The organism is Bacteroidales bacterium, assembly GCA_016707785.1.
Classification (GTDB): domain Bacteria; phylum Bacteroidota; class Bacteroidia; order Bacteroidales; family UBA4417; genus UBA4417.
The window spans coordinates 75,355-100,457 of the sequence record JADJGZ010000014.1 but is presented as its reverse complement, the minus strand read 5'-3'; the positions used below and the strand labels follow the sequence as shown (position 1 = coordinate 100,457).

The 25,103-nt window shown below is 43.0% G+C and carries 8 protein-coding genes; 5 read left to right on the top strand and 3 right to left on the bottom strand.

Going from position 1 to position 25,103, the window contains the following annotated elements:
• Positions 1 to 364 precede the first annotated feature (364 nt).
• From IPH84_09585 to IPH84_09565, 5 genes are all read left to right on the top strand, one after another.
• Positions 365 to 9,022: a choice-of-anchor J domain-containing protein gene (locus IPH84_09585; protein ID MBK7173469.1), complete on the top strand. Its 8,658-nt coding sequence runs from the start codon at positions 365 to 367 to the stop codon at positions 9,020 to 9,022.
• Between the two features lie 79 nt (positions 9,023 to 9,101).
• Complete coding sequence (locus IPH84_09580) at positions 9,102 to 10,250, top strand: hypothetical protein (GenBank protein ID MBK7173468.1); 1,149 nt, start codon at positions 9,102 to 9,104, stop codon at positions 10,248 to 10,250.
• A gap of 146 nt (positions 10,251 to 10,396) precedes the next feature.
• A complete protein-coding gene (locus IPH84_09575) occupies positions 10,397 to 11,998 on the top strand; it encodes a hypothetical protein (protein ID MBK7173467.1) in 1,602 nt (533 codons plus the stop codon).
• A complete protein-coding gene (locus IPH84_09570; protein ID MBK7173466.1) occupies positions 11,896 to 14,718 on the top strand; it encodes a T9SS type A sorting domain-containing protein in 2,823 nt (940 codons plus the stop codon). Before IPH84_09575 ends, IPH84_09570 begins: the two co-directional genes overlap by 103 nt.
• Before the next feature lie 62 nt (positions 14,719 to 14,780).
• Entirely contained in the window at positions 14,781 to 15,002 is a 222-nt protein-coding gene (locus IPH84_09565; protein MBK7173465.1) for a hypothetical protein, read from the top strand.
• 1,393 nt (positions 15,003 to 16,395) lie between these two features.
• On the opposite strand, the gene IPH84_09560 is transcribed toward IPH84_09565, so the two are convergent.
• The 3 genes from IPH84_09560 to IPH84_09550 form a co-directional block, all read right to left on the bottom strand.
• On the bottom strand, positions 16,396 to 16,815 hold the full coding sequence (locus tag IPH84_09560) for a hypothetical protein (protein MBK7173464.1): 420 nt from the start codon (positions 16,813 to 16,815) through the stop codon (positions 16,396 to 16,398).
• A 576-nt stretch (positions 16,816 to 17,391) separates the two neighbouring features.
• Positions 17,392 to 21,030, bottom strand: a complete 3,639-nt coding sequence (locus IPH84_09555; protein MBK7173463.1) for a PKD domain-containing protein — start codon at positions 21,028 to 21,030, stop codon at positions 17,392 to 17,394.
• 112 nt (positions 21,031 to 21,142) lie between these two features.
• A complete protein-coding gene (locus tag IPH84_09550; protein MBK7173462.1) occupies positions 21,143 to 25,039 on the bottom strand; it encodes a hypothetical protein in 3,897 nt (1,298 codons plus the stop codon).
• Between the last annotated feature and the right edge of the window lie 64 nt (positions 25,040 to 25,103).

Sequence of the window (25,103 nt, the reverse complement as noted above, 5' to 3'; positions counted from 1 at the left end):
ATCGAAAAGTCGGACAGTAATCTTGTCCGACTTCCTGAACTCGGACAACTTTCCCCATTGTTTGGATAACTATTTTCATTAAGTTTGTGTAATGAATCTTTGTGTAGATTCAACTTTTAAAGGTTAGAGAAATTCCTGACCTGCTTTTATTACTCTCTTGTCTGTCAGAAAAAACCCACACTTGCAACACTCGTACACATTGAACGGATGGTTTTAACTACTACTAAGTACACCTTGTATTATTATTAAGAACAGTTCCTTTGCCTTATCATCTCCTACAGGGTATGATGTGGAAGGGAGTTGTTATTTTGCTACTGCATTTTTTGACCCAAACCATATATTTATTAACCAAAACCCATTCACTATGAAAAAATTACTACTGCTTACAATTGCATTGGTAATTAGTAGCTTGAGTTTTGCCCAGCTTTCCGGTCCAAAATCGATACCGGGAGACTATGCAACCATTGAAGCTGCTATTACTGCACTTAATGCTGCTGGTGTTGGTTCAGGTGGTGTCACATTTAATGTGGCAGCCGGACACACAGAAACATTAACTGCACCATTATCAATCACTGCTACTGGAACTCTGGCTGACCAGATTATTTTCCAGAAAAGTGGTTCGGGTGCAAACCCTCTAATTACAGCTTATGTTGGAACCGCAACTCCCTCTTCCGCCATTCAGGACGGAATGTGGAACTTAATTGGTTCTGACTATGTTACAATTGATGGGATTGATCTTTATGATCCGAACTCAACTAACCCTGCTACGATGGAATATGGCTTCGCTATGTTCAAGGCCAGTGTTACTGATGGTTGTCAATATAACACAATACAAAATTGTGTTGTAACATTAAGCATACAGAACAATGCTTCGGGTTCAGGTCCTTCAGTTGAAGGCTCCCGTGCCATTAATGTAACTAATGCATTAGTTGCAACTCAAACAACAGCAGTTACCCCAACTACAGCTGCCGGGACTAACTCCTACAACAAATTCTACACCAATACATTGCAAAACTGCAATTATGGTATTGTACTTAGTGGATATGCCGCTGCCACTCCTTTCACTTTAGGTGATACAGGGAATGATATTGGTGGCACATTATCTACCAAAGGAAATTCTATTTTGAATTTTGGCGGTGCTACTGCTGCAACAAATCCAGCTGCAGGTATCCGGGCCAATAATCAATGGGGTGTAAATATCACATTTAATACCATTAATAATAATAATGGATCAGGTGTAAATCACCCTTCAACCCTTCGTGGTATTTTTGCTCAGGCCGGAACCAGTGCCAGTGCAACCATTAAAAACAATTATATCACCCTTAACGGTGGAGGAACTACCTCTTCTCTTTACGGAATTGATAATGGTATTGGTTCAACCGCTGCTTCTAATACAGTTGAAATCACTAATAACTCTGTTACAGGTAGCTATTCTACTGCCACTTCAGGCGCTTTTTATTCTATACAGAATACAGCTTCAGCAGCTGTTGTGAATGTTACCTACAATACTGTTTCTGGCATCTCTACTCCCGGAACAGGGGGGCTTTATGGGATGGTTTTAGGTTCTCCTACTACTTTGAATATTACAAATAACAGCATTGGTAGTTTAACCAAGACTGGTATTGGTCTTATTTATGGTATTCAAGCATCCACTGCTACAATTACATGCCAGAACAACACTATTGATGGACTGTCATGTACTGCCGCTTCGAGCACTGCTGCCATTTATGGAATATATGATGGTGGTTCGGCTGCTGTGGAAAATTATAGCAACAACATTGTAAAAAACCTTTCCACTACAGGAACTGCAACCGTTTGTGGTCTGTATATCAATACAGCTACCGGGAACAAAACTGTTCAAAGCAACCAGATTTTCAACCTCACGGTTGCTGGTGGTGGGACTATTTATGGTATCAGGAAAGCTTATGGATCAACTGACGTTGTCAGCGATAACATCATCCATGACCTGAATATTACCGGAACTGCCTCAGGTACAATTTACGGTTTGTATAATTCAGCCGGAAGCCCTGCCATTTATAACAATTCAATTTATGCACTTAGTTGTGCAGCAGGAACTGCTGGCGCAATTTATGGTATAGATCTCGCCGGTGGAGCAACAAGTAATGTTTATAAAAACAATGTTTACAACCTTTCATCAGGAAGCACTAATCCTGTTGTTTATGGTGTTTATATAGTTGCCGGTACAACCAATAATCTTTACAACAACTATATCAGCGATCTAAGGACTCCTGCAACTACCGGACTTATCAGTTTAGCTGGTATTTATATTTCTGGTGGTACAAATGCCAACATTTACTACAACACAGTATATCTGAATGCCAGCAGTACCGGGGCTAACTTCGGAAGCGCTGCATTATATGCTTCCACTACTCCTGCACTGGATATGCGGAACAATATACTTGTTAATGTATCTACTCCAATGGGAACCGGTGTAACTGCCGCTTTCCGCAGAAGCGGAACTGTTTTGACTTCCTATTCAGCTAACTCCAATGCAAATGCATTCTATGCAGGCGCTACAGAAGATGCTACCCATGCTGTTTATTTTGACGGAACTACACCTTATGATATAGCAGCTTACAAAACTTTGGTTGGACCTTCGAGGGATGCTATTTCGTTCCGCGAAAATGTACCATTTATTAATGGCGCTGCTGCTCCCTACGATCTGCATGTTTCTACTTCTACTGCGACCTATTGTGAAAGTGGCGCATTGGCCATCACCACACCTTTTGCAATAACTGACGACTTTGATGGTAACACCCGTACAGCCACTCCTGACGTTGGAGCTGACGAATTTGCCGGTATCGCTGCAGGCGTTGTTAACCCAGGCGGATTTGCTGCCACTGTTATCAGTTCACAGCAGATCAATCTTGGATTCACCCTGAATCCTTCGAGCAATAATGTTGCGATTGTTTGGAATGCTACTGGTACTTTTACTGCACCGGTGGGAGCTCCTCCTACTGTTGGGGATCCTTTTGCCGGTGGCACTTTATTGTCATACGGAGCTGTATCACCAGTTAGCCATACTGGTCTTACCCCAGCTACTCCTTATTATTATAAGGCATTCTCCTATGACGGAAGCACTTATTCAGCAGGTTCAACAGCCACTGCAACTCCTTCAGTAGCTGCTCCTACAGCTTTAACAGCAACTGCCGTTAGCGCTGTTCAGATCAACCTGGCTTATACCCTGAATGCTCAGGCTAATGATGTTGTTATTGCTACTGCTGCTACCTCAACTTTCGGAACTCCTGTTAATGGCACAGCCCTTAATGTGAATGACCCGATCTCTGGTGGTGGTACAGTTATATATGTTGGACCTTTGGCTGCTTTCAACCATACCGGTCTGACTGCTTCTACAGCCTACTTCTATAAAGTATGGTCAGTAGATGCATTCGCCTATTATTCAGCTACCGGCGCAACTGCCAATGCAACTACTCCTTGTGCTGATATCAGCGCATTCCCATTCACTGAGAGCTTTGCTGCTACCCTGGGATGCTGGTCGTTTTCAGAAGCTGTTGCTGGTGCAACTATCCATTGGGGAACTGCTACAGCAGATGCAACCCATGGAGCTGCTACCGCTCAAAGCGGCGCTGGCACCTATTTTGCAAGAATAGATATATACAACGCTGGTACAGCCTATAATCCATATTACTTTACTTCGCCTTCATTCACCCTGGATGCTACAGCAAAACAAGTAAAGTATTATTATTGGTTAGGTGCTACCGGGTACACACTCACCCCCGTTCCTTTAACTCTGCAGGTTTCCACAAACGGTGGAAGCACCTGGACAGATCTGTATGCTCATACATCCCTTAACTCAGTTTTCGGAACAGCATCTACTTCACCCTGGACTCAAAACACGGTTAGCCTTGCTGCCTATACCGGCACTACCGCTAAATTCAGGTTTGTTTCCTATTCAAACTATGGTTCAGGATTTACAAACCAGGGAATTGATGAGTTTGTGATTGAAGATATCCCAAGCTGCCCTGCTCCTACCGCTCTTACGGCTACAAATATCACAGTTTCAAGTGCTGACCTCGGATGGACAGCATCCGCTACCAACTATGATATTGAGTACGGTCCCGTAGGATTTTCATTAGGAACCGGTACTCAGGTTTTGGGTGTTGCAAATCCTTATGCTTTAGGAGGCCTTACTTCCAATACAGCTTATGATTATTATGTCAGGGGTAATTGCCCTGGATCTTTGGTAAGCCCATGGGCCGGACCCAAGACTTTCACTACTCTTTGTAGTACTACTACTGTTCCATTTACCGAAAACTTCGACAGCTATACTGTTCCTGCAGTTGGTTGTGGAACAATTGTTGACCAGAATGCTGATAATGTTAAATGGGCTAATCAAACCGGGACTCCTTACAATGGACTCAACGCTTTGAAAATTAGTTACAGCGCTGCAGGTGTTACCCAGGACGACTGGTATATTACTCAGGGTCTGACCCTTACAGGTGGAACCAGTTATGATGTTAAGTTCTATTACAAAGGTGGTTCTGCTTCCTACCTGGAAAGCCTTGAAGTTAAATATGGAGCTGCACCTACTGCTGCCGGTATGACCAGCCCTGCTATCTTCAGTGACATTAGCTTCTATAAAGCTGCTTATACTGTTGGTGGGGGATCATTTACTCCTGCAACTTCTGGAACTTATTATTTAGGATGGCATTGCATCAGTATTGGTGACCAATTAAATATATTTGTTGACGAGATTACCGTTATTGTTACGCCTTCATGTCCCGCTCCTCTCACTGCTACAGCTTCTGCCCTTTCAAGCTCAAGCATCAGTGTGGGATGGACTGGAGTTGCTCCTACCGTTCAGATTGATTATGGCACAGTTGGACATACTGCCGGAACCGGAACATTGGTTTCAAGTGTAACAGCTAATCCTACTACCATAGGCGGACTTAGCGCAAGCACTTCCTACGATGTATTTGTACGTCAGGATTGCGGTGGTGGTTTATACAGCACCTGGACAGGTCCTGTCACAGTTACTACTCTCTGTGGTGCTATTACCGCTCCTGCCGCCGAACATTTTACAACTACCCTGCAACCTTCCTGCTGGACCATTTCCGGACCGCAGAATTGGTTGTTTACCACTACATGGCCTGGTTATGGCGCAACCGGTCTGGCTGACAATACTCCAGGCGGTGGCGGAAGCTTCGCAGGTGTTGACGGTTCAGGATCAGTTAGTTTAACTGGCATAACCCTGCTTTCTCCACTGTATGATATCTCTGCTCTAACCACCCCACGCGTAAGATTCTACCTGTTTAACAACAATACCAGTAGCGTCAATCTAGCAGACGAGCAGCAGTTAACTGTTGATCTTTGGGATGGTGCAGCATGGCAATTAGGTGCATTCGTCTGGGCTTACGGCCAGAATGCAGCCGGTTGGCAGGAAAAGGTTATCAACCTGAGCTCCTATACCATTACAGGTCCTATCCAATTGCGTTTTGTTGTAGATAAAGGATCAAGTTTACCTTTCTATGATGATATCGCTATTGATGATATTACCATTGAAAATACACCTTTATGTCCTGCTCCTTCGACCCTTACAGCGGTTGCCGGCAACTTCTTCGCCAATCTTGGTTGGACAGAAACAGGTACTGCTACTACATGGAATATTGAATGGGGAACTTTAGGTTTCGTTCAGGGAACTGGCACAACTATTAACGGTGTCACTAATCCTTATACACTCACCGGCCTTTCAGCTACTACTTCATATGCATATTATGTGCAGGCTGATTGCGGAGCAAGCCAGAGTGACTGGGTAGGTCCTAAGACCTTCACAACAACTGTTGCATGCCCTGTTCCTACAACCCTGACTGCTACAAACCTTCAGAAAACCAGTGCTGATCTTAACTGGACAGAAGTTGGAACAGCCACTACCTGGAATATTGAATGGGGCCCAACCGGATTTGCTATCGGTACAGGTACTACCATTTCAGGTGTTACTGCTAAACCTTATACTTTAGAAGGACTCACAGCCGGTACCGGTTATAGCTTCTATGTACAATCCGATTGCGGTGGTTCAACCAGCACATGGGCTGGCCCGGTTTCATTCGTAACTGTATGCGGAGTTTCAACTGTTCCTACTATTACCCAGACTTTTACCGGAACATTTGCCCCAAATTGCTGGAGCAAATACACTGGAGCATTAGCTGCACCAAGTACTCTCGCAGTTGGTGGTAACTGGATCCAGGATGACTGGCGTAATGTTACCTCACCAGTAAACAAAGCCGCCAGGTTAAATATCTGGTCAACCACTACATTATCATGGTTAATGACACCTGAGATTGATTTAGGTGCTGGCTCTTCTACCCTCAGGCTTGAATTTGACCTGACACTGAATGAGTATGCTACATCAACCATAAATGACCTTCTTGGTTCCGATGATAAGTTTGCCGTAGTTATTTCAACTGATGGCGGTATTACCTGGACCTCAGCGAATACACTCAGGTTATGGGACAATGCAGGTTCATCTTATGTTTACAATGACATCAATCCTAATGGAGAACATGTTATTCTATCATTGGCCGGATATTCAGGAATCGTGAAATTCGGATTCTATGGTGAATCAACTGTTAGCAATGGTGACAATGACCTGATGATTGACAATGTGATCGTTCAGGAGCCTCCTTTGTGTTCAAATCCAACTTCTCTTGCCGTTACCGGTGTTACAGCCAGTTCAGCAAGTATTGGATGGGCAGGTGCAACCACTGTTCAGATTGATTATGGCGCAGTTGGACATGCAGCAGGATCAGGAACCGTTGTTCCAGGTGTTACTGCTAATCCTTATACCCTTGGTGGACTTGCCGGTGCTACTTCCTTTGATGTTTATGTACGTCAGGATTGTGGTGGTGGTTTATTCAGCAGCTGGGTAGGCCCTGTTAGCTTTACTACTTTGTGTTCAGCTACTCTTGCTCCTTTCATCGAAGGATTCGAAGGAACTACTTTTGCACCAACTTGTTGGTCAAACGTAGCAGTATCAGGTTCATATACTTGGACACGCAGTACTGCTGCCAGTGGATTTGGTTCAGGAACAGCATCAGCTTATGCCAATTTCTATAGCCAGACCTCAGGTACCTATGATCTGATTACTCTGCCTTTCGATATCAGCGCACTCGCCACTCCTACCCTGAAGTTTGACTATGCATATGCAACCTATTCAGGTGAACCAGATGAGATGGATGTTTATTATTCCATTGATAATGGTGCAAGCTGGAACTTGCTATTGGCTATGCCAGGCGGTTCAACCGGTATCCTTAATACAGCCGGCACAACCACTGCATCCTTCGCTCCTACTGCTGCTCAATGGGGTTCACAAACTCTAACACTGCCTGCTGGAACCAATATGGTTAAATTCACAGCTATCAGCGCTTATGGTAACAACCTGTTCCTCGATAATGTACAGGTATTCTCTCCATTGGCTCATGATGTTGCAGCTGTTAGTGTTGACTTCAATGATATAGTGCCACTGGGTACTGTTACCCCTATGGCCACTGTAAAGAATGAAGGAACAAGCACTGAATCATTCGATGTAACTCTAGCTGTTGATGCCTATACTTCAACCAAGACTGTTACAGCGCTTGCACCAGGTTCCTCAATTCAGGTTACTTTCGATCCATGGACCAATGCTTTAGGTGATTTTACTGCTACAGCAACCACCACCCTGGCTACTGACCTAAATCCTGCCAATAACTCAGTTTCTAAGGTTATTAAGGTTCTGGCGCTTGACAAACAGGTTTATGGATGGACAACCTTTACCTCAACTGATAATGGACCTGTTAAATTCAATTTGAATGATCCAGGAACATTGACAGAGATTGTGAATGAATATCCTGTTACAGCCTTTGCTTCTTCAGGAACCTGGGCTAATGACATATGGTATGCCACTATCTATGCAACAGTTGCTCCTTTTAATCTCGTAACTTTTGATATAGTTACAGGTGCCAGGACAGTGATTGGCAATATGGGTGTTAATATCAACGGACTCGCCTACAACACAGTTAATAATACTATGTATGGTATTGGTTATGATGGTGTGAACTCACTGTTATACACTATTAATACCACCACAGCAGCTACAACTTATGTTGGAACGATTGCAAGCAGGCTCATTATCAATTTAGCAATTGATAATAATGGTGATGCTTATGCATTAGATCTTGGAATAGATGTTCTTGGTACTATTAACCTTACAACCGGTGCATTTACAGAAATAGGTGCTACAGGATTTGATGCCAACTATGCTCAGGATATGGAATTCGACCGTGAAACCGGCGAACTTTATATGGCTGCTTATGGCTCAACCGGAGAATTAAGGTGGGTGAATAAAACCACAGGTGCTACACTGGTAATCGGACAATTCCAGGGTGGAGTTGAAGTTACCGGTTTTGCTATTCCTTATGCAAACACCAAGACCCTCAATGTTAATCTCTTCCTTGAAGGATTATATGCAGGTGCTTCTACTATGAACCAGGCTCAGGGACTCTCAGGTGCTGAATACGGTGCCGGAATTGCTGATAAGGTTACCATTGAATTGTGGGCTGATACTGATTTAAGTGCAGCAGCTTACACATTTACTGATCTGAATCTTATGGTTGATGGTACTGTTGCTATTCCTGACGTTCCTGGTGCTGTTTCAGGTAACTACTACATCGTAGTTAAACATCGTAACAGTATAGAAACCTGGAGTGCTGCAGCAGTTTCATTTGCTGGTACCGGTCCGATAGCTTACGATTTCTCCTCAGCCTCTAGTCAGGCTTACGGCAGCAATATGAAAGTTCTGGGTGGTGTCGCTATTATTTATGGTGGCAATGCAAACCAGGATGCTATCGTCGATGGTAGTGATATGGCTCTGATTGACAATGCCAGTACCGCTGTTCTTCAAGGATATAACCCTGAAGATTGCAATGGTGACGGTATTGTTGACGGTTCCGATATGGCAATGGTTGACAACAACTCAACTGCTGTAATTCAAGTTAGTAGACCGTAATAAATAATTGTTAACTTAAGAATTTCCCGAATCCAATTTCGGGAAATTCTTAGGTTTGCAAAACAAAAACCCAAACATCATGAAAAGACCAGCGCATTTAATGGCCCTGATAGTTATATTACTATCAGTGTTCTTGGGTACTCAGAACCTCTATGCAGACACTCCTACTTACAGCTGTGAAATCAGGAATGGAAGTTTTGTGAGCGCCCAGGTATTTGAATTTGACATCTACCTCACTCAAACAGGTGTTACTCCTTTAGAGCTAGCTTGTTTTAACACGGGCATCCTGCTCAATTCCGGATTTGTGAACGGGGGTACGATCACTCCTACCCTGCTTAGCGGATCAGAATTAAATGCAAGCCAGGTCCCTATCAACATCGCCTTTGACCCTGCTTTTCTTTGTGTAAAAATTGCACCCAGAAAACCGCCCAGGGATTATGGTACAGGTGTTACAGCCGGTACAGTCATCAGTAATACTGCAGGTACTAAGGTTTGTTCGGTCCGATTGACCAATTCGGTCGCATTTGGGGCCGATCCACTGAACTACAACTGGAGTATGAACCTGATGCCTTACCATACTGTTGTTTCTGCATTTACCACAGAAGGTACTCCTTTTGTTAATACTGCCATAACAAATGCCATTTCTCATTCCAAAACGGGAAACCTTGTCCTATTTCTGGAAGGTTTATATGTTTCAGGTACAGGTAACCACAAAGCCCAGGATGAATCCGGGGATCATTTTGCAGGCCCTGTAGCTGATTTAGTGAGTGTAGAATTGGCTGATGTAACAGCCCCTCATACTGCAATATATACTGCTGATAATGTACTGCTTTATTCCAACGGAAAATGTGCTTTCTCCATTCCGGGCGAACTTTCTGGCACTTACTATGTTGTAGTAAAGCATCGCAACAGTATTGAAACCTGGAGTGCAGCACCTGTTTCATTTGGATCAGGAACTGTAAACTATGATTTCAGTACGGCTGCAGGACAAGCATACGGCAACAATATGCAGCAGATGGGCACGGTTTTTGTTTTCTTCGGTGGCGATCAATCTCAGGATGGGATTGTAGACGGTTCCGATATGGCAGCAATTGACAATGCAAGTACCTCAGTTCTTTCAGGTTATAATACAGAAGACATCAACGGGGACGGACTCGTAGATGGTTCTGATATGGCCGTAATTGACAATAATTCAACAGCCGTGGTAACTGCAAAAAAACCTTTATAAATAGCAATCAATAAACCCAAATACTAACCTTAAAACCCATTCATGACAAAAGAAAAAACTATTGGAAAAGAAAAAAAAGTAAGACCAATCAACATTTTATAAACAAAAACCCAAACAATCATGAAAAAACAACAACACTTCTTTGTGTGGATTTTCGGGGCTATTCTGCTACTATTGAGCATGGGATCCTTTGCTCAAACCCGACCTACACTTGTAAAATTACCAATGCTACACAGGTATCGTGTAATGTCTATGAGTTTGATGTTGTTCTTACTCGAACAGCTACAACTGTACTAAGGTTAGCACAATTCCAGTTAGGTATTCTTGTAAATCCTGCAATCATTCCAGCTGGTGGTGTAATTAATGTATCTCCTGTTCCAGGAAGCAGTTCAACACTGAATGCAGCTCAGCGTCCAGGACCAGATAAATTTGGTTATGATGCAACTAAAAACTGTATCCAGGTTACTCCAGTGGCTCCTCCGGGATGGGCAGGTGCTACCGTGATTTCCAATACTACTGGAAACAGGCTTGCCAGGATCCGTGTTGCTTGTTCCTTACCTTTCGAGGTAGGTACTAATCCAGCCCATACCTGGAATTTTACACTTGCTACAGGTTATCCTACCAAGATGTTTGCTTATGTAGGAGCTTCCCCAGGTGTAAATACTGATATCACAGTTCAGGCTTCACACACTTTAGTTGGAACAGTGAATCCTGTATTTACTGGTTCATTCCCAGCTCCTTCCGCTCAGGCTGTTTCAGCTGACAATACCGAAATCTGTTTACTCCCAGGCGCAGGTGCAACCATTTCATTGGATGCTACCCAGGCTGGTTATACCTATTATCTGTATGTTGATGGAACTCCGGTTGCTGGTGCAGCAGGCGTTGTTTTTGGTTCAGGTAATCCGGAAAGTTTTGGAGCATTGGTTACAGGTGCTTTAGTTGAAGTAAAGAGTCCTTCTTGTGCCGGCCTTGTAAATATGGCCAATACAGTTACATTGACTTCTATTGCTCCCGCTGTTGCATCAGTAGCTTTAGCTGCTACTCCAGGCACAACAGTTCCTCCAGGAACATCAGTTACATTCACTGCAACTCCTACTTCAGGTGGTACTGACCCTTACTTCTTATGGTATGTAAATGGCGCTTATGCAGCTGATGGATTAGATCCATTCTTTGTATATACACCAGTTGATGGAGACCAGGTTTATTGTGAGATGATCACTTCAGAAACATGCGTTACTCCTGAAACTTCCACTTCAACATCAAACGTTGTTACTATGACCGTTGGTGTTGTTACTCCAGCTCCTCTTGCATTTGCTGTAACCGGTGGCGGATCATACTGTTCCGGTGGTACTGGTTTACCAGTAGGCCTTGTAGGTTCTGAATTAGGTGTTACTTATACTCTTACTCCTGGTGGAGCAACTGTAGCCGGTACCGGTGATGCTATTACTTTTGGTAATCAGTTAGCTGGAACCTATACTGTTTCCGGAACCAATGCCGGTGGCACAACTGCCATGACCGGAAGTGCTGTAATTACAGAAACTTTAAGCACCACAGTTGAAGTTACTGAAAGCGCTTGTGATACATACACATGGGGAATCAGCGGTTTAACTTACACTACAAGTGGTGATTATACCGTTGTTGTTGGTTGTGTGTTACCAATATCCTTCACCTCACCATTACTCCAAGCACCACAGTTGAAGTTACTGAAAGTGCTTGTGATTCATACACATGGGGAATCAGCGGTTTAACTTACACTACAAGTGGTGATTATACCGTTGTTGTTGGTTGTGTAACCAATATCCTTCACCTCACCATTACTCCAAGCACCACAGTTGAAGTTACTGAAAGCGCTTGTGATTCATACACATGGGGAATCAATAATGTAACCTACACTACAAGTGGTGATTATACCGTTGTTGTTGGTTGTGTTACCAATATCCTTCACCTCACCATTACTCCAAGCACCACAGTTGAAGTTACTGCTAGCGCTTGTGATTCATACACATGGGGAATCAATAATGTAACCTACACTACAAGTGGTGATTATACTGTTGGTGTTTGTTCTGTTACAAATATCCTTCACCTCACCATTACTCCAAGCACCACAGTTGAAGTTACTGAAAGCGCTTGTGATTCATACACATGGGGAATCAATAATGTAACCTACACTACAAGTGGTGATTATACCGTTGTTGTTGGTTGTGTTACCAATATCCTTCACCTTACCATTACTCCAAGTGTAACTCCTGCTGTTTCTATTGTTGCTGATTTCACAACTGTAGTTGCCGGTACAACCGTTAACTTCACTGCAACTCCAGTAAATGGTGGAACTCCTTCATACCAGTGGTATGTAAATGGAGGCACAGCCGGAATCAATTCAGGTTCATTCTCCTTTGTTCCAGTTGATGGTGATGATGTATATGTTGTAATGACCAGCTCTTTGGGTTGTGTTACTGCAGCTACTGCAATGTCAAACACTGTTACAATTACTGTTACAGCTGTTATTCTTCCTCCTGCTGCTTTCAACGTAACAGGTGGTGGTGCATACTGCGAAGGTACCGGTGGCTTACCTGTTGGACTTAGCGGTTCAGAAGTAGGTGTTACTTATACCCTTACTCCTGGTGGAGCAACTGTTGCCGGAACCGGTGCAGCTGTTTCATTCGGAAGTCAGCTTGCAGGTACTTATACTGCAACTGGTTCAAATGGTACCTATACTACCAATATGATCGGTAGTGCAGTTATCACCGAGAATCCTCTTCCAGGACCAGCAGGTGCTATTTCCGGCCTTGCTACAGTTACAGAAGGAACCAGCGGCGTAGCTTACTCCGTTGTTATTCCTAACGCTACTGCTGCTTATTGGTCTTATTCCGGTACTGGTTATGTTATCAATGGTAATGGATCAGCATCTGTAACTATTGATTTCGCAGTTGGTGCTACCAGTGGAACTCTCAGCGTATTCGGACAGAATGATTGTGGTATCAGTGGTTCAGTTACTTTAGATATCTTTGTTGAAGAAATCGTTGTTCTTGTTCCTGTTGCTGCAACATGGAATGGTTCTGTTAACGAAGATTGGTTCGAAGGTGGAAACTGGACAACTGAAGTTGGTGCAGTAGTTCCTGCAGCCACAACAACAGTTCTTATCCCAGGTGGTTTAACAACCTATCCTACCCTGACAGCTCCTGCAGCTTGTGCTAGCTTCACTATCAATGATGGTGGTTCTTTCATCGGTTCAGAATTCCTCACAGCCAGTTCAGTATTGGTAAAACGTAATATTACCAACACTAAGGCTCATTTCGTTTCAACTCCTGTTTCAGGTGCTACTATCGGTGGTGTATTCTCAAATTCACTCACAGTATGGGCTCGTGAATATGTTGCTCTTTCAGGCACATGGGTATTCAGATACCTCACAGATCCTTTCGTAGTAGGTAAGGGTTACAACGTTAGTACCACAACCCCAACTGTAACTGCAAACTTCGTAGGAGCTCTCAATACTCCTCCTGTATTTGCCGGTGCATTATCAACAGCTAATGGTGGATGGAACCTCTTAGGTAACCCATATACCAGTGCTATTGATTGGGACGGTGTTGTTCTGAATAATGTTAGTGCTTCTGTTGCCGTATGGGATGGTTTCAATATTCTTGGAGCTCCAACAGCTGGTTACAGGTATTACAGCTCATCAACAGGTATCGGAACATTCGGATTCACAGGTATTATTCCTGCTGAAAATGGTTTCTTTGTAACTGCAACAGGTGCAAGTGCATCTATTGATATGCCAGCAGCAACCCGCGTTCACAGCACAGCTCCTTTCTTCAAAGGAAGCCTTGCTAATGTACTGAGAGTTAACGTTGCCGGTAATTCACTCAATGATGAAACCGTTATCCATTTCGAAAACGCTGCTACAGCAAACTTCGACAACTTTGATGGTAAGAAACTTGACAGCGATGCTTCATTATTCAGCGTTGTTAATGGTGACCGTCTGTGGTTGAACTCATTCCCACTTGAAGGAAATGAAGTAGTAGACCTTGGATTCAAAGCAAATGCTGATGGCGAATACACATTCACCGCTTCAGGTATCGAAAGCTTTGACGGATTCACTCCAGTTCTTCTCGAAGACCTTAAACTGAACAAGGTTCAGGATCTCCGTCAGAATGCCAACTATAGCTTCAGCTATGTTAATGGTGATAGCGAAAACCGCTTCAAACTGCATTTCAAGAATGCCAATGGTATGGGTGACCTCAACACCACTGGTATCTCTGTATACAGTCTTGACAAGTCAGTTGTTATCAATAACAACACACAGCTTGCAGGCGAAGTTTGGATTTACGATGTAACCGGTCGCGAACTTATCCACACCTCAATGAGCAGCGATGCCAAGACCATTATTCCGGTTAAGGCTCCAACCGCAAATTACATGGTGAAGGTAGTTACCGCTAATGGTTCAGTAAACCAAAAGGTATTCATTCGCTAATAAAATTACAGTCCCGTGGCTCTTGCCACGGGGCTAATAATTAACCTAAAAAACCCAAGTCTATGAAAAAGATGAAAAAATTATATCTAACCGTTCTTTTAATGGCATTTGTCGGACTTTCCAGCCTAATGGCTCAGCCCGATCCAGGTGAAGGTGGCGATCCAGGTGGTGGACCTCCAACCGGCGGCCCTTCTGCTCCAATCGGTGGCGGTGCAGGCATCCTGGTTGCTTTCGGTCTGGCTTACGCTATCAGCCGTTACAACTTTGCCAAGAAAGAAGAATAGTACATTCTTTCTATCAAAAAAAACGCTGTGTTGGATTCGTCCGGCACAGCGTTTTTTTATGTCGAATGTCTAATGTCGGATGTCGGATGTCGAATGTTGGATGTCGGATGTCGGATGTCGGAACTCTAGTGTAGATGTTGAATGTCGGATTGCGGATTGCAGATTGCAGCTGTCGGATGTCGGATTGCGGATGTTAGATGCCCCGAAGGGGAGCCTTTGGCTTCGAATGTCGGATACTAATTTGAGAATTTGTGGGAGTGTTTGAGAATGTCCCTCTTTTGAAAGGGGGGCATACTTTATTGCGAATCTGGAACCAACTCATTCCAAGACTTCGTGTTTGTTCAATAAAGTGTGTTTGAGTCAACCCATTTCTTAAGAATTTTATTTGTGCTGTGGGCCAAAATCCCCGTCCCAGGCGGACACCCCCTTTTAGAAAAAGGGGGACATACTTTATTGCCAATCTGGAACTAACTCATTCCAAGCCTTCGATATGTTCAATAAAGTGTGTTTGAGTCAAATCATTTCTTAAGAATTTTATTTTGTGCTGTGGGGCCAAAATCCCCGTCCCCCCCGCTAAGGCGGACACCCCCTTTTAGAAAAAAGGGGGACACCTTTATTGCCAATCTGGAACTAACTCATTCCAAGCCTTCGTGTATGTTCAATAAAGTGTGTTTGAGTGAAATCATTTCTTAAGAATTTTATTTGGTGCTGTGGCCAAATCCCCGTCCGCTAAGGCGGACACCCCCTTAGAAAAAAGGGGGACACCTTTTTTACCAACCTGGAACTAACTCATTCCAAGACTTCGTGTTTGTTCAATAAAGTGTGTTTGAGTCAAATCATTTCTTAAGAATTTTATTTTGTGCTGTGGGGCCAAAATCCCCCGTCCGCTAAGGCGGACACCCCCTTTTAGAAAAAGGGGGACATACTTTATTGCCAATCTGGAACTAACTCATTCCAAGACTTCGTGTTTGTTCAATAAAGTGTGTTTGAGTCAAATCATTTCTTAAGAATTTTATTTTGTGAGGCTGGGCCAAAATCCCCCGTCCGCTAAGGCGGACACCCCCTTTTAGAAAAAGGGGGACACCTTTTTTGCCAATCTAGACACTCTAAGCCAAAAAATTCGTATCTATCATCTCCTCATCCCCACATCTTCTCATCTTCTCATCTCCTCTTCTCCTCATCTTCTCATCTCTATCCCCAATCTCCCATCTCCCCATCTCCTCTCTCCTCTCTCCATCTCCTCATCTTCCCTCCCCATCTCTTAATCTCCTCATCTCCTCATCTCCTCTTCTCCTCATCTCCTCATCTCCTCATCTCTTTATCCCCAAATCTCCCCATCTCCTCATCTCCCAGCCAAAGGCTCCCCTTCCGGGGGCAGCAGTATTACGCTGAATCAATCAATAATCCTAGCAAATCGTTTAAAGATAAACTCTGTTGTTAATGTATCTCTTAAAACTTCATACCGGAGTTTTACAAACTCAGCTCCACTGTAAGTTTTGCCTTTTGCTTTCCTTAGATCTTCCAACTGAGTCCAATCTGTTACTTTCATAACTATTTCGGCGCATAAACCGTCACCCTGAACATAAAAACATAACTCTTCCTGTTGATTTACAACCCGATACTCTTTGAACCAATAGCTTAATTTATCCTGGTCTATTCTGGTGAGTTGAGAAGCCAGCTCATCATTGTAAAGCTTCTCACCGGGTAAGTATTGATCAAAAACAGGGTTGACATTTGTGCAATCAGGACGATCACAGGCAAAAATCAAAGCACTCAAAAAAATAACTAACAATAATCGAGAAATGGGTTTCATAATTTAAAATGACTTTAATTATCAGCATATTAGCTTATCAAAAATCACAGCTGTGCTGTTCCTACCTTTTGATCCCTAGTGAGTTTAAGTCTAAGTATCAGATTTTCCAGACACTAAGCCACGAAGGCACGAAGCAACACAAAGGATTATTTACACTCTTCATGATTTAACAAAGGGAAGAAACTTACATATTCAGTTGTATGCATTTTGTCGAAATATTAGATATTTATTTTATCGCAATCCCATAGGTCAGGCCTAAAGGCCTCGTAAGGACGACTTAGTTAAACCCCAGCCTAAAGGCTGGGGTTACAGGATGTTTTTTAAAAAATGAATGACCGCGCCACAGAGCAGCGAGGTATGAAGGAAATTATTTATATTCCCCCCATGGGGCGGGGAACTGACCCAACAAGAGATTAGACTTAAAAAATCAACCTTCAAGGTGGGGATTGAAAGCTTGAATCTGAAGGTTGATCCTGGAACCGAAGTTTTTAGTCTGGTTTCTGCATAAAGACTAAAAAACAAAAAAAAGAGGCTGTCTCCTTTTGAAACAGCCTCATCATTTTGGAATTAGTTGGATTATGGGGTGATTTTTGCCACGAAGAGAGCGCCATTTGAATCAATGAGCTGCAAATCTGTTTCATTTACAAAACCATCGCCATTTAAATCGGTAGATAAATAACCGGTAAGGAAATCCTTTGCATGGTTATCTGTTGGAATCAGGTCATCAGAGTCAATCAAACCATCCTGATTGACGTCACCAGAGTAAATCACATACTGTCCTGATACAAGTTTAAGATTATTACCATAAGCCTGACCTGCAGAGCTATTGAAATTATAACTAATACTAGTCCCACCAAAAGATATCGGTGTTGCATTCCAGGTTTCCAGACTGTTCCTATGTTTAACTACAATAAAATAGGTTGATCCCAGAGCAGCAGGAATGGTAATAGCAGCTGTACCATCAGTATTAACGTTCATTGTGTAAGGTCCGCCTGCAAGAGTATAAGGGGCAATGGAATTACGCAATTCTATGGTAATCTGATCTGCGACGTTACCCGGGAATTGGTTTCCAGAACCATTCTGGGCCTTGTTCATACTGGCACCATTGAAAAGTCCTTCGAGGAATAAAGCAAGGTTCAGATTTTTATCAAGACTAAGGATATTAACATTATAATCCTCAGTTTCGCCGTAGGTATAAGCGGTACATGCATCGAAATTACTGTTGGCATAGACTTCTCTAACGCGCATTCTTGTAACTCCTGGAGTAGCTCCGCCTGGTACTGTGAAACTGATGGTTCCGGTTGCAGGTGTTGCACCTATGAGTACTGTACCGAGTTTTTCGGTCTCTTCAAAAGTAGCATTCTGATTAAAATCAATCCAAACGGCTATATAATTGCCACTACCGTAAGTTCCGGGACTCAGTGTTATCGTATAGGCAGTGTTGGGTAGCAAATCAGTTGACAAGCTGCTGTAATAGGTGTAATACGGCGATGCAGAAGCTCCGGTAGCATTATTGATGGTTCCTAATTGAACCAGTGTGATATAATCACCATAACCGGTTCCCGATGTGAACGTTGGAATACAGTAGGTAGCAGCAGTAACACTTATGTAATTGGTTTTAATTTCTGAATCAGAACCATTGGCATTAGTTACAGTAAGTGTAACGCTATAGGTACCTATAGCAGTGAACTGAACTTGTGGATTTTGAGAATTTGCAGTAGTTCCGCCAGTATATGTGAAACTAGCAGGGCTTATACTCCAGCTCCATGTGGTAGGAGCATTAACTGACTGATCAGTTAAAGTGACAGTTGTTCCGGGAGTGGTAGATACTGTGGAAGCTGTGAAAGCAGCCACTGGAGGATCTGTATTCATGAAACAGCTGATAGCGGCTGACCATCCTGAACTGACGACACTAACATCAGAAGTAAAATTGAAGGTAAGAGCTCCTGCTGCATTTGAAGCAGTCACAGTACCGGGGCCAGTTGTGCCATTGTATGTTCCTAATAATGTTGCAGATGTATTTGTACCATTATAAATTCTTAAATAATCGTATCCTGATTCAGTAGAAAAAGAATTAAATGTCATCCTGACCATTCCTCCTGGTGTAGAGGGATAAAAGGTTTCAGTGAGGTTCTGGCCATTGCTATAATCACTGCTTGCACCACCGGCATCATAGAAATTTCCAGTACAAGTTGTAACTGATCCATTCGCCATAGGAAACTCAGGTGGAATAACATTGATATAACCCACTTTTGTCTCAACATCAGTATTGCTTCCTTTGGTAACAGTAAGGATTACATCATAGGTTCCCAATGTGTTGTATACGATAGCGGGAGGGTTTTGACCTGAGAATGAAGAGGGCGATCCACCGGGGAAAGACCAGTTCCATGCAGTTGGTGTACATTGTGAATTATCAGTAAATGTTACACTATTTGTAACAACCACAGATGTTGTTGAAGCAGTAAAGCCGGCAAATACGCCTGCAACAGTAATAAAATCAGTACGCACCTCAGTATCGGTTTCACTTCCATCAGATACAACAAGGGTTACATCATAGGTTCCGGCTGTATTGTAAACGATCGGAGGAGGTGTTTCTCCAGTATAGCTTGAAGGTGAACCTCCTTCAAATGTCCATTGCCATCCGGTTGGAGGACCTGATGAATTGCTTGTAAATGTTACAGAAGATCCTGTACACACATTTGATGCTGTGGCATTGAATGAAGCATTAAGTCCAATTACGAAAGGTGAAACATAAGTGCGGTAAATGCCTCCGCGGTTATCAGTCCAGCAAGGATATACCCTTCCACCTTTGGAAGTGATCCCCAGATAATCCCCCATATAACTGCTGGCCAGACCAGGAATAGGAACCGGGGTAAAGGACACATCACTTACTCTGAAATCCTGCCATGTATTACCTGCATCTAATGAGATAGCTGTCCAGGCTTCGCAATCAGTACTGGCTGTATTCCGGTCATCATAAAAAACAACGGATAAGTTACCTGTTTCTGAATCGCAGCTGATCCATGGGCAATAAGATTCTTTACCTTCTGTATAAGTACCCTGGTTTACCCTTACCGGAGTTGACCAGGTATTACCACCATCAGCAGAGCGAATCATATAGACACTGATATTGGTACCGGTATTAGTTCCCGGAACTCCAATATTTGACCAAACAATATAGAGATTGCCATTATTAGGCCCACCGCTCACATCAACAGCCATCACTGGAAAGGAGTTTACTCTCATGTTTTTACTGACTCCGTCTTCTCTGATACCTCTTACGGTAGAAAGTGCCTTTACCGGTGTTGAAAAAGTGAGGCCACCATCTAATGATTTTGCGAATCCAATTCCATTTTCGGTCAGGCCGCTGCTTGGATAGGTAGCCCAGCAAGCATATACTTCACCATTAGGACCTGTTTGAACATTCACCCCATGATCGAAAGTGGAGATTGTACCGGAAATTGGAACTCTTGTTGACCAGGTAGCACCATTATCAGTTGAACGTGAAAAAACAACTTCATAATTATAGCTTCCGCCGAAATCAGTCCATACACAATAAAGATTACCAATATAAGGACTGGACAGTGAATTATCAATCCACATATGGTTTTTATCAGCCAACGATCCTGGGTTTGGGCCTATAGTTGCGGTAGACCAGGTTGAACCATTGTCAGTGTAAGCAACACCTTGTCCACCCGGATCATCAATAAAGTTCACAAACTGACGACCAGCCCTATTGATGGCTGTGGTGGGGTCACCTGAATTAGAACCTCCGGCTCCATTAATAGAGCCTGTATAAGTTGCTCCGGCATCATTGGTTTTAAGGTAGTCGGCACCAAGAACGGAACTGGCTGAACCTCCACTCCAATCAGTGGAGTTATTGGAATTGATCAGGAAAGTATTATCATCCGGATCAATAAATACTGAATTCTCACTTTGGGTACTAGTCACAGTTGTAACTGGAACATCGGGAGAATCTGTGATAAAGTCCCTGGTTTGGATACCAGAACCTTTGAAATTAGCTGCAGGTATGGATATAAATGGATTGTATGGAACCAGACCTTTTTCGGCCAGTTTCATCCAATATCCCATATTATCGATCCTGTAATCAATGACATCAGCATTTCCTCCTACTTTGGAGGTATTCTGGGCATACAAAGGTAAAGCCAAGGTCAATGAAATCAGCATTCCTAGTAAAAGAGTAACTCTTCTCATAAATGTTGGTTTTTGGTTTGGGTTTTGGTTATTTATATAATTGATTTTAATCTGTAATTTCTGACTAAGATAAGGAAAACGTTTTAATTGGAAAGCTTTGCTTAAAGGAAATCTAAGGCTTATTGACAGTTACCACAGCTGTGGAGTTATTATCTACCATAGCCATATCAGAACCATCCACAATTCCATCTCCATTCGCATCCTCCGGATTATATCCCATGAGGAGTAAAGTGCTTCCATTATCTATAACTGCCATATCGCTCCCATCTAATATTCCATCCTGGTTTATATCTCCACCGAAAACGACCCAGTTGCCACCTATATTCTTCATATTATTTCCATATGCCTGGGATGCCAGTGAACTGAAATTATAAATAACAGGTAATACACCGGCGAATGATATTGGATTAGAACTCCAGGTTTCCAGGCTGTTGCGGTGCTTAACAACAATGTAATAATCACCATTCAGGAAAGTTGGTAAAGAAAAGCTTGCCACTCCATTCGTATTCAGATTAACAACAGATGGACTTCCAACGATTTCATAAGGAAAAACACCGGAATGTAGTTCCACAGTTATCTGATCAGCTATATCGCCGGGAAATTGTTCTCCGGATGCATTCCTGGATTTATTCATGGATATGCCATTATACAATCCTTCCAGGAAAAGTGTAACAGAGAGGCTACGATCTGTTGAAACAATGTTTATATTATAGTCTTCAGTTTCTCCATAACCATAGTTTGAACATGCATCAAATTCGTTTTCTACCCATACTTCCCTGACTCTCATCCGGGTTAACCCCGAATAAGTGGTTTCAGGAACTATAAAGCTGATAGTTCCGGTTGCAGGCATAGGCGGAATACCCACCGTCCCCAGTTTCTCTGTTTCTTCAAATGATCCATTTCTATTGTAATCGATCCAGACCGCAATATTATTTCCGCTGCCATAAGTACCGGGGCTGAGTGTAATCGTATATTCACTGCCGGCAGCAAGATCTGTTGACAATTCACTGTAATACTGATAATATGGGCTTGGCAAAGCGGAAGTCGCATTATTGATATCTTCGAGCTGCACCAATGAAATATAATCGCCGGAACCTGATCCATAAGAATAGGTTGGAATACAATATGAGAATGGTATCACATGCAGATAATCTGTTTTTGATTCTAAATCAGAACCCCAACTATTTGAAACAGTTAAGGAGATGGTGTATTCTCCGACTTCGGTAAACTGCACCTGAGGATTCTGAGAGGTGCTGGAAGTCCCATTCATGAAGACATAGCTTGAAGGGGAAATTGACCATGTCCATGATGTTGGAGCAAAAGTAGTAAGATCAGTTAATGTAATAACTTCAGAGAGTGCAGGGGATAGATTTGATGCAATAAATGCGGCATCTGGGGGAGCAAATGTACTTGCACTTGAAGTTATCCCATAAGAATACATATTTGAAGCATCATAGGACCATGCTTTATAATAGTATGTAGTCCCCTGGCTTAATGAGGTATGATTATAGGTGGTTGCACTTCCCCTGGCCAATACAACTCCTCCTCCGGGAATTGTATTTCCCTGAGAATAGACAGTTCCCGGAACAGGTACACCAAAAGTGGAAGTTGGTGACCACACCAGCATTACATTATTATTATTCGAATTCTTTGTCCAGGAGAGATTAATTTGGACGTTGCTCTGAGTATTAGCCTGGAAGTTCCCCGGATTCTCAGGGCCCGTTTCAATCAGGTCACTTTTCCAAAGTCCCCGACCGAAAGTGGCAGCCATAAGCCTGTTATTGGTTGGGTTGGAAGCATCATAGAAGATTTCCAACTCTCTGACATCTACCATAGGAAGTCCGGAAGTAAACAATATCCAATCTGGTAAGCTCGAATTTTTAAAAAGAACTCCTGTTTGAGTTCCGATATATAAACCTTCGGAAGAGTTTTTATCATACACAAGCGTATTGATAGGAATTCCAGGTAAGGTACCCGGGACCAGGCTCCAACTTACGCCTTTATTGATGGACTTATAGACATTGTATCCGGCAGTAGCATACACAATATTGGGATCCGTGGGATGAGCCTCAATATCTGTGGGTGTATTTCCACCGGGCAGTGTACAACTTACCCAGGATGGAGTTGAAGCATTTGCATTGTCTGACCTTTTCAAAGTTCCCCAATGCACAACGTAGAGAATGTCCACATTTGCAGGTGACTGTTCCAGGACAGAGCAATCCTCCACCTCTCCACTGGAAATCTTTGTCCAGACAGGTGTTCCAATTGTAGCATCATCACATCTCCAGACATTCTTATAACCAACAAACATTTTTTTAGGGTTATTTTCGCTTAAAATGAATGGTGTAACCCACCCACCACTTTCATCAATCCCATAAGCACCATTTCCGGCGATTTGTTGCTCACTTCCATTATTATAGGTTCTGAAGATATCTCCAAAGTAAATGGTATGATACATATAAGCCTCATTGCTATAATCAACTGCACATTCCATTCCATCACCTCCACCTGTTGCTACCCATCCTGCAGATTGTAGGGTATAGGTTCCGTTATCCTGAAACCCGTTGATGGTTTTTGATGCATTTGTCTGGCTTTGGCCAATCTTATATATCTGACCGATAGCCATAGTAACAGTGCAATCTGTCCAGTTAACTCCACCATTATCTGAGTAATAAATACCCCCATCATTTCCGGCATAGAGTCGACCAGTAACAGGGGAAAATCCAAGGTAATGGCAATCAGCATGAACTGCCGGCACGCTGCATCCGCCATACCAGTGTGAATTGATCACCCAGTTCACACCACCATCTGTCGATTTCCATACATCCACTCCACCAACATAGAGCGTATTTGCATTCGTAGGATCTGCTGCAATAGATAAATCATACCATCCCTGACCACCGGTTCCGGAGCCATCACATGACCAATCGAGGATATTAGGGTAGGTTGATTGGGTGTTAAAATTCAATCCGGAATCTGTGGATTTGAAAAGGCCTTGAAATCCGCTATCATTGTTGGATTGCAGAAAATAGACAACCGCTGGATTAGCAGCAGATACCGCAATGGATCCCCTTTGACCGGAAGGTAAACCAGAGGTAATTTGGGTAAAACCTTGTCCGGTATTCGTTGATCTATAGAAATTGGCCCCGGATTCGGCATACACTATTGAAGCATCACCCGGTTTGAAACATAAATCAGAATAATTTCCGGAGTATGTTTGGGCCCAATTGCTTCCGCCATCCACTGATTTGTAAATCCCGTAATTAGTAGCGGCAAGAAATACCATTGAGGAGGTAGGGTGTTGAATAATCTTGTTGACATTCACATCGCCCATTCCATTATTTGATGAGGACCATGTAAGGCCACCATCCAGACTCTTATAAACTCCAATTCCAGGAGCATCCCCGTGATCACGGTCACCGGTTCCGATCAAGATTTTATTCACATTACTATAATCAACAATAATAGAAGAAACTCCAATTGAAGGGAGTTGATCTGTGGTGGTTGTCCAGTTTAACCCATTATTATCTGACATCCAGAACCCTCCAGAGGGAGCACCAACATAGATCTTGTTTGCATTTGTCGGATGGAAAGCAACTACATTGAGCCGGCCTAATCCTTCATAACCTGCAGGACCGGGAGAGGGGATTGTAGAGGGTCCCATAGAAACCCATGTACCGGAAACAGACCGGTTATTCCCTGAATACGACTGGAAAGCACGAACGGATTTTGCTGCATCCGGTTTTTTACCATCAGGAGAAATCCTGCCTTGCATGATGTACTCCCATCGTTTAAAAGGTTTCCAGCCACAACCTTTTGTAATAGGCCGGTTTTTCCAATATGCCTCAAAAGCACTTACTGTTGAGAAGAAGTTGGCATCCGGATCCTGCATCATTTTTATCCAATAAGGATAATTTGATGAATCAGGTATTGCTGCTGGTGTTTGAGCAAATACGGCACTGCCACAGCAACAGAAAACTACAAATAGCGCAAGGCATATTTTTTTCATAATAGCAGGAATTAAAAGAAAATAAATGAGGAATTTCCCGGGAGAGTCCCGGGAAATTCCTGAA

Coding starts and splice junctions, on each gene's coding strand:
- IPH84_09565 (MBK7173465.1), top strand. CDS start 14,781: ATGAAAAAGATGAAAAAATTATATCTAACCGTTCTTTTAATGGCATTT.
- IPH84_09550 (MBK7173462.1), bottom strand. CDS start 25,039: ATGAAAAAAATATGCCTTGCGCTATTTGTAGTTTTCTGTTGCTGTGGC.
- IPH84_09560 (MBK7173464.1), bottom strand. CDS start 16,815: ATGAAACCCATTTCTCGATTATTGTTAGTTATTTTTTTGAGTGCTTTG.
- IPH84_09555 (MBK7173463.1), bottom strand. CDS start 21,030: ATGAGAAGAGTTACTCTTTTACTAGGAATGCTGATTTCATTGACCTTG.
- IPH84_09580 (MBK7173468.1), top strand. CDS start 9,102: ATGAAAAGACCAGCGCATTTAATGGCCCTGATAGTTATATTACTATCA.
- IPH84_09585 (MBK7173469.1), top strand. CDS start 365: ATGAAAAAATTACTACTGCTTACAATTGCATTGGTAATTAGTAGCTTG.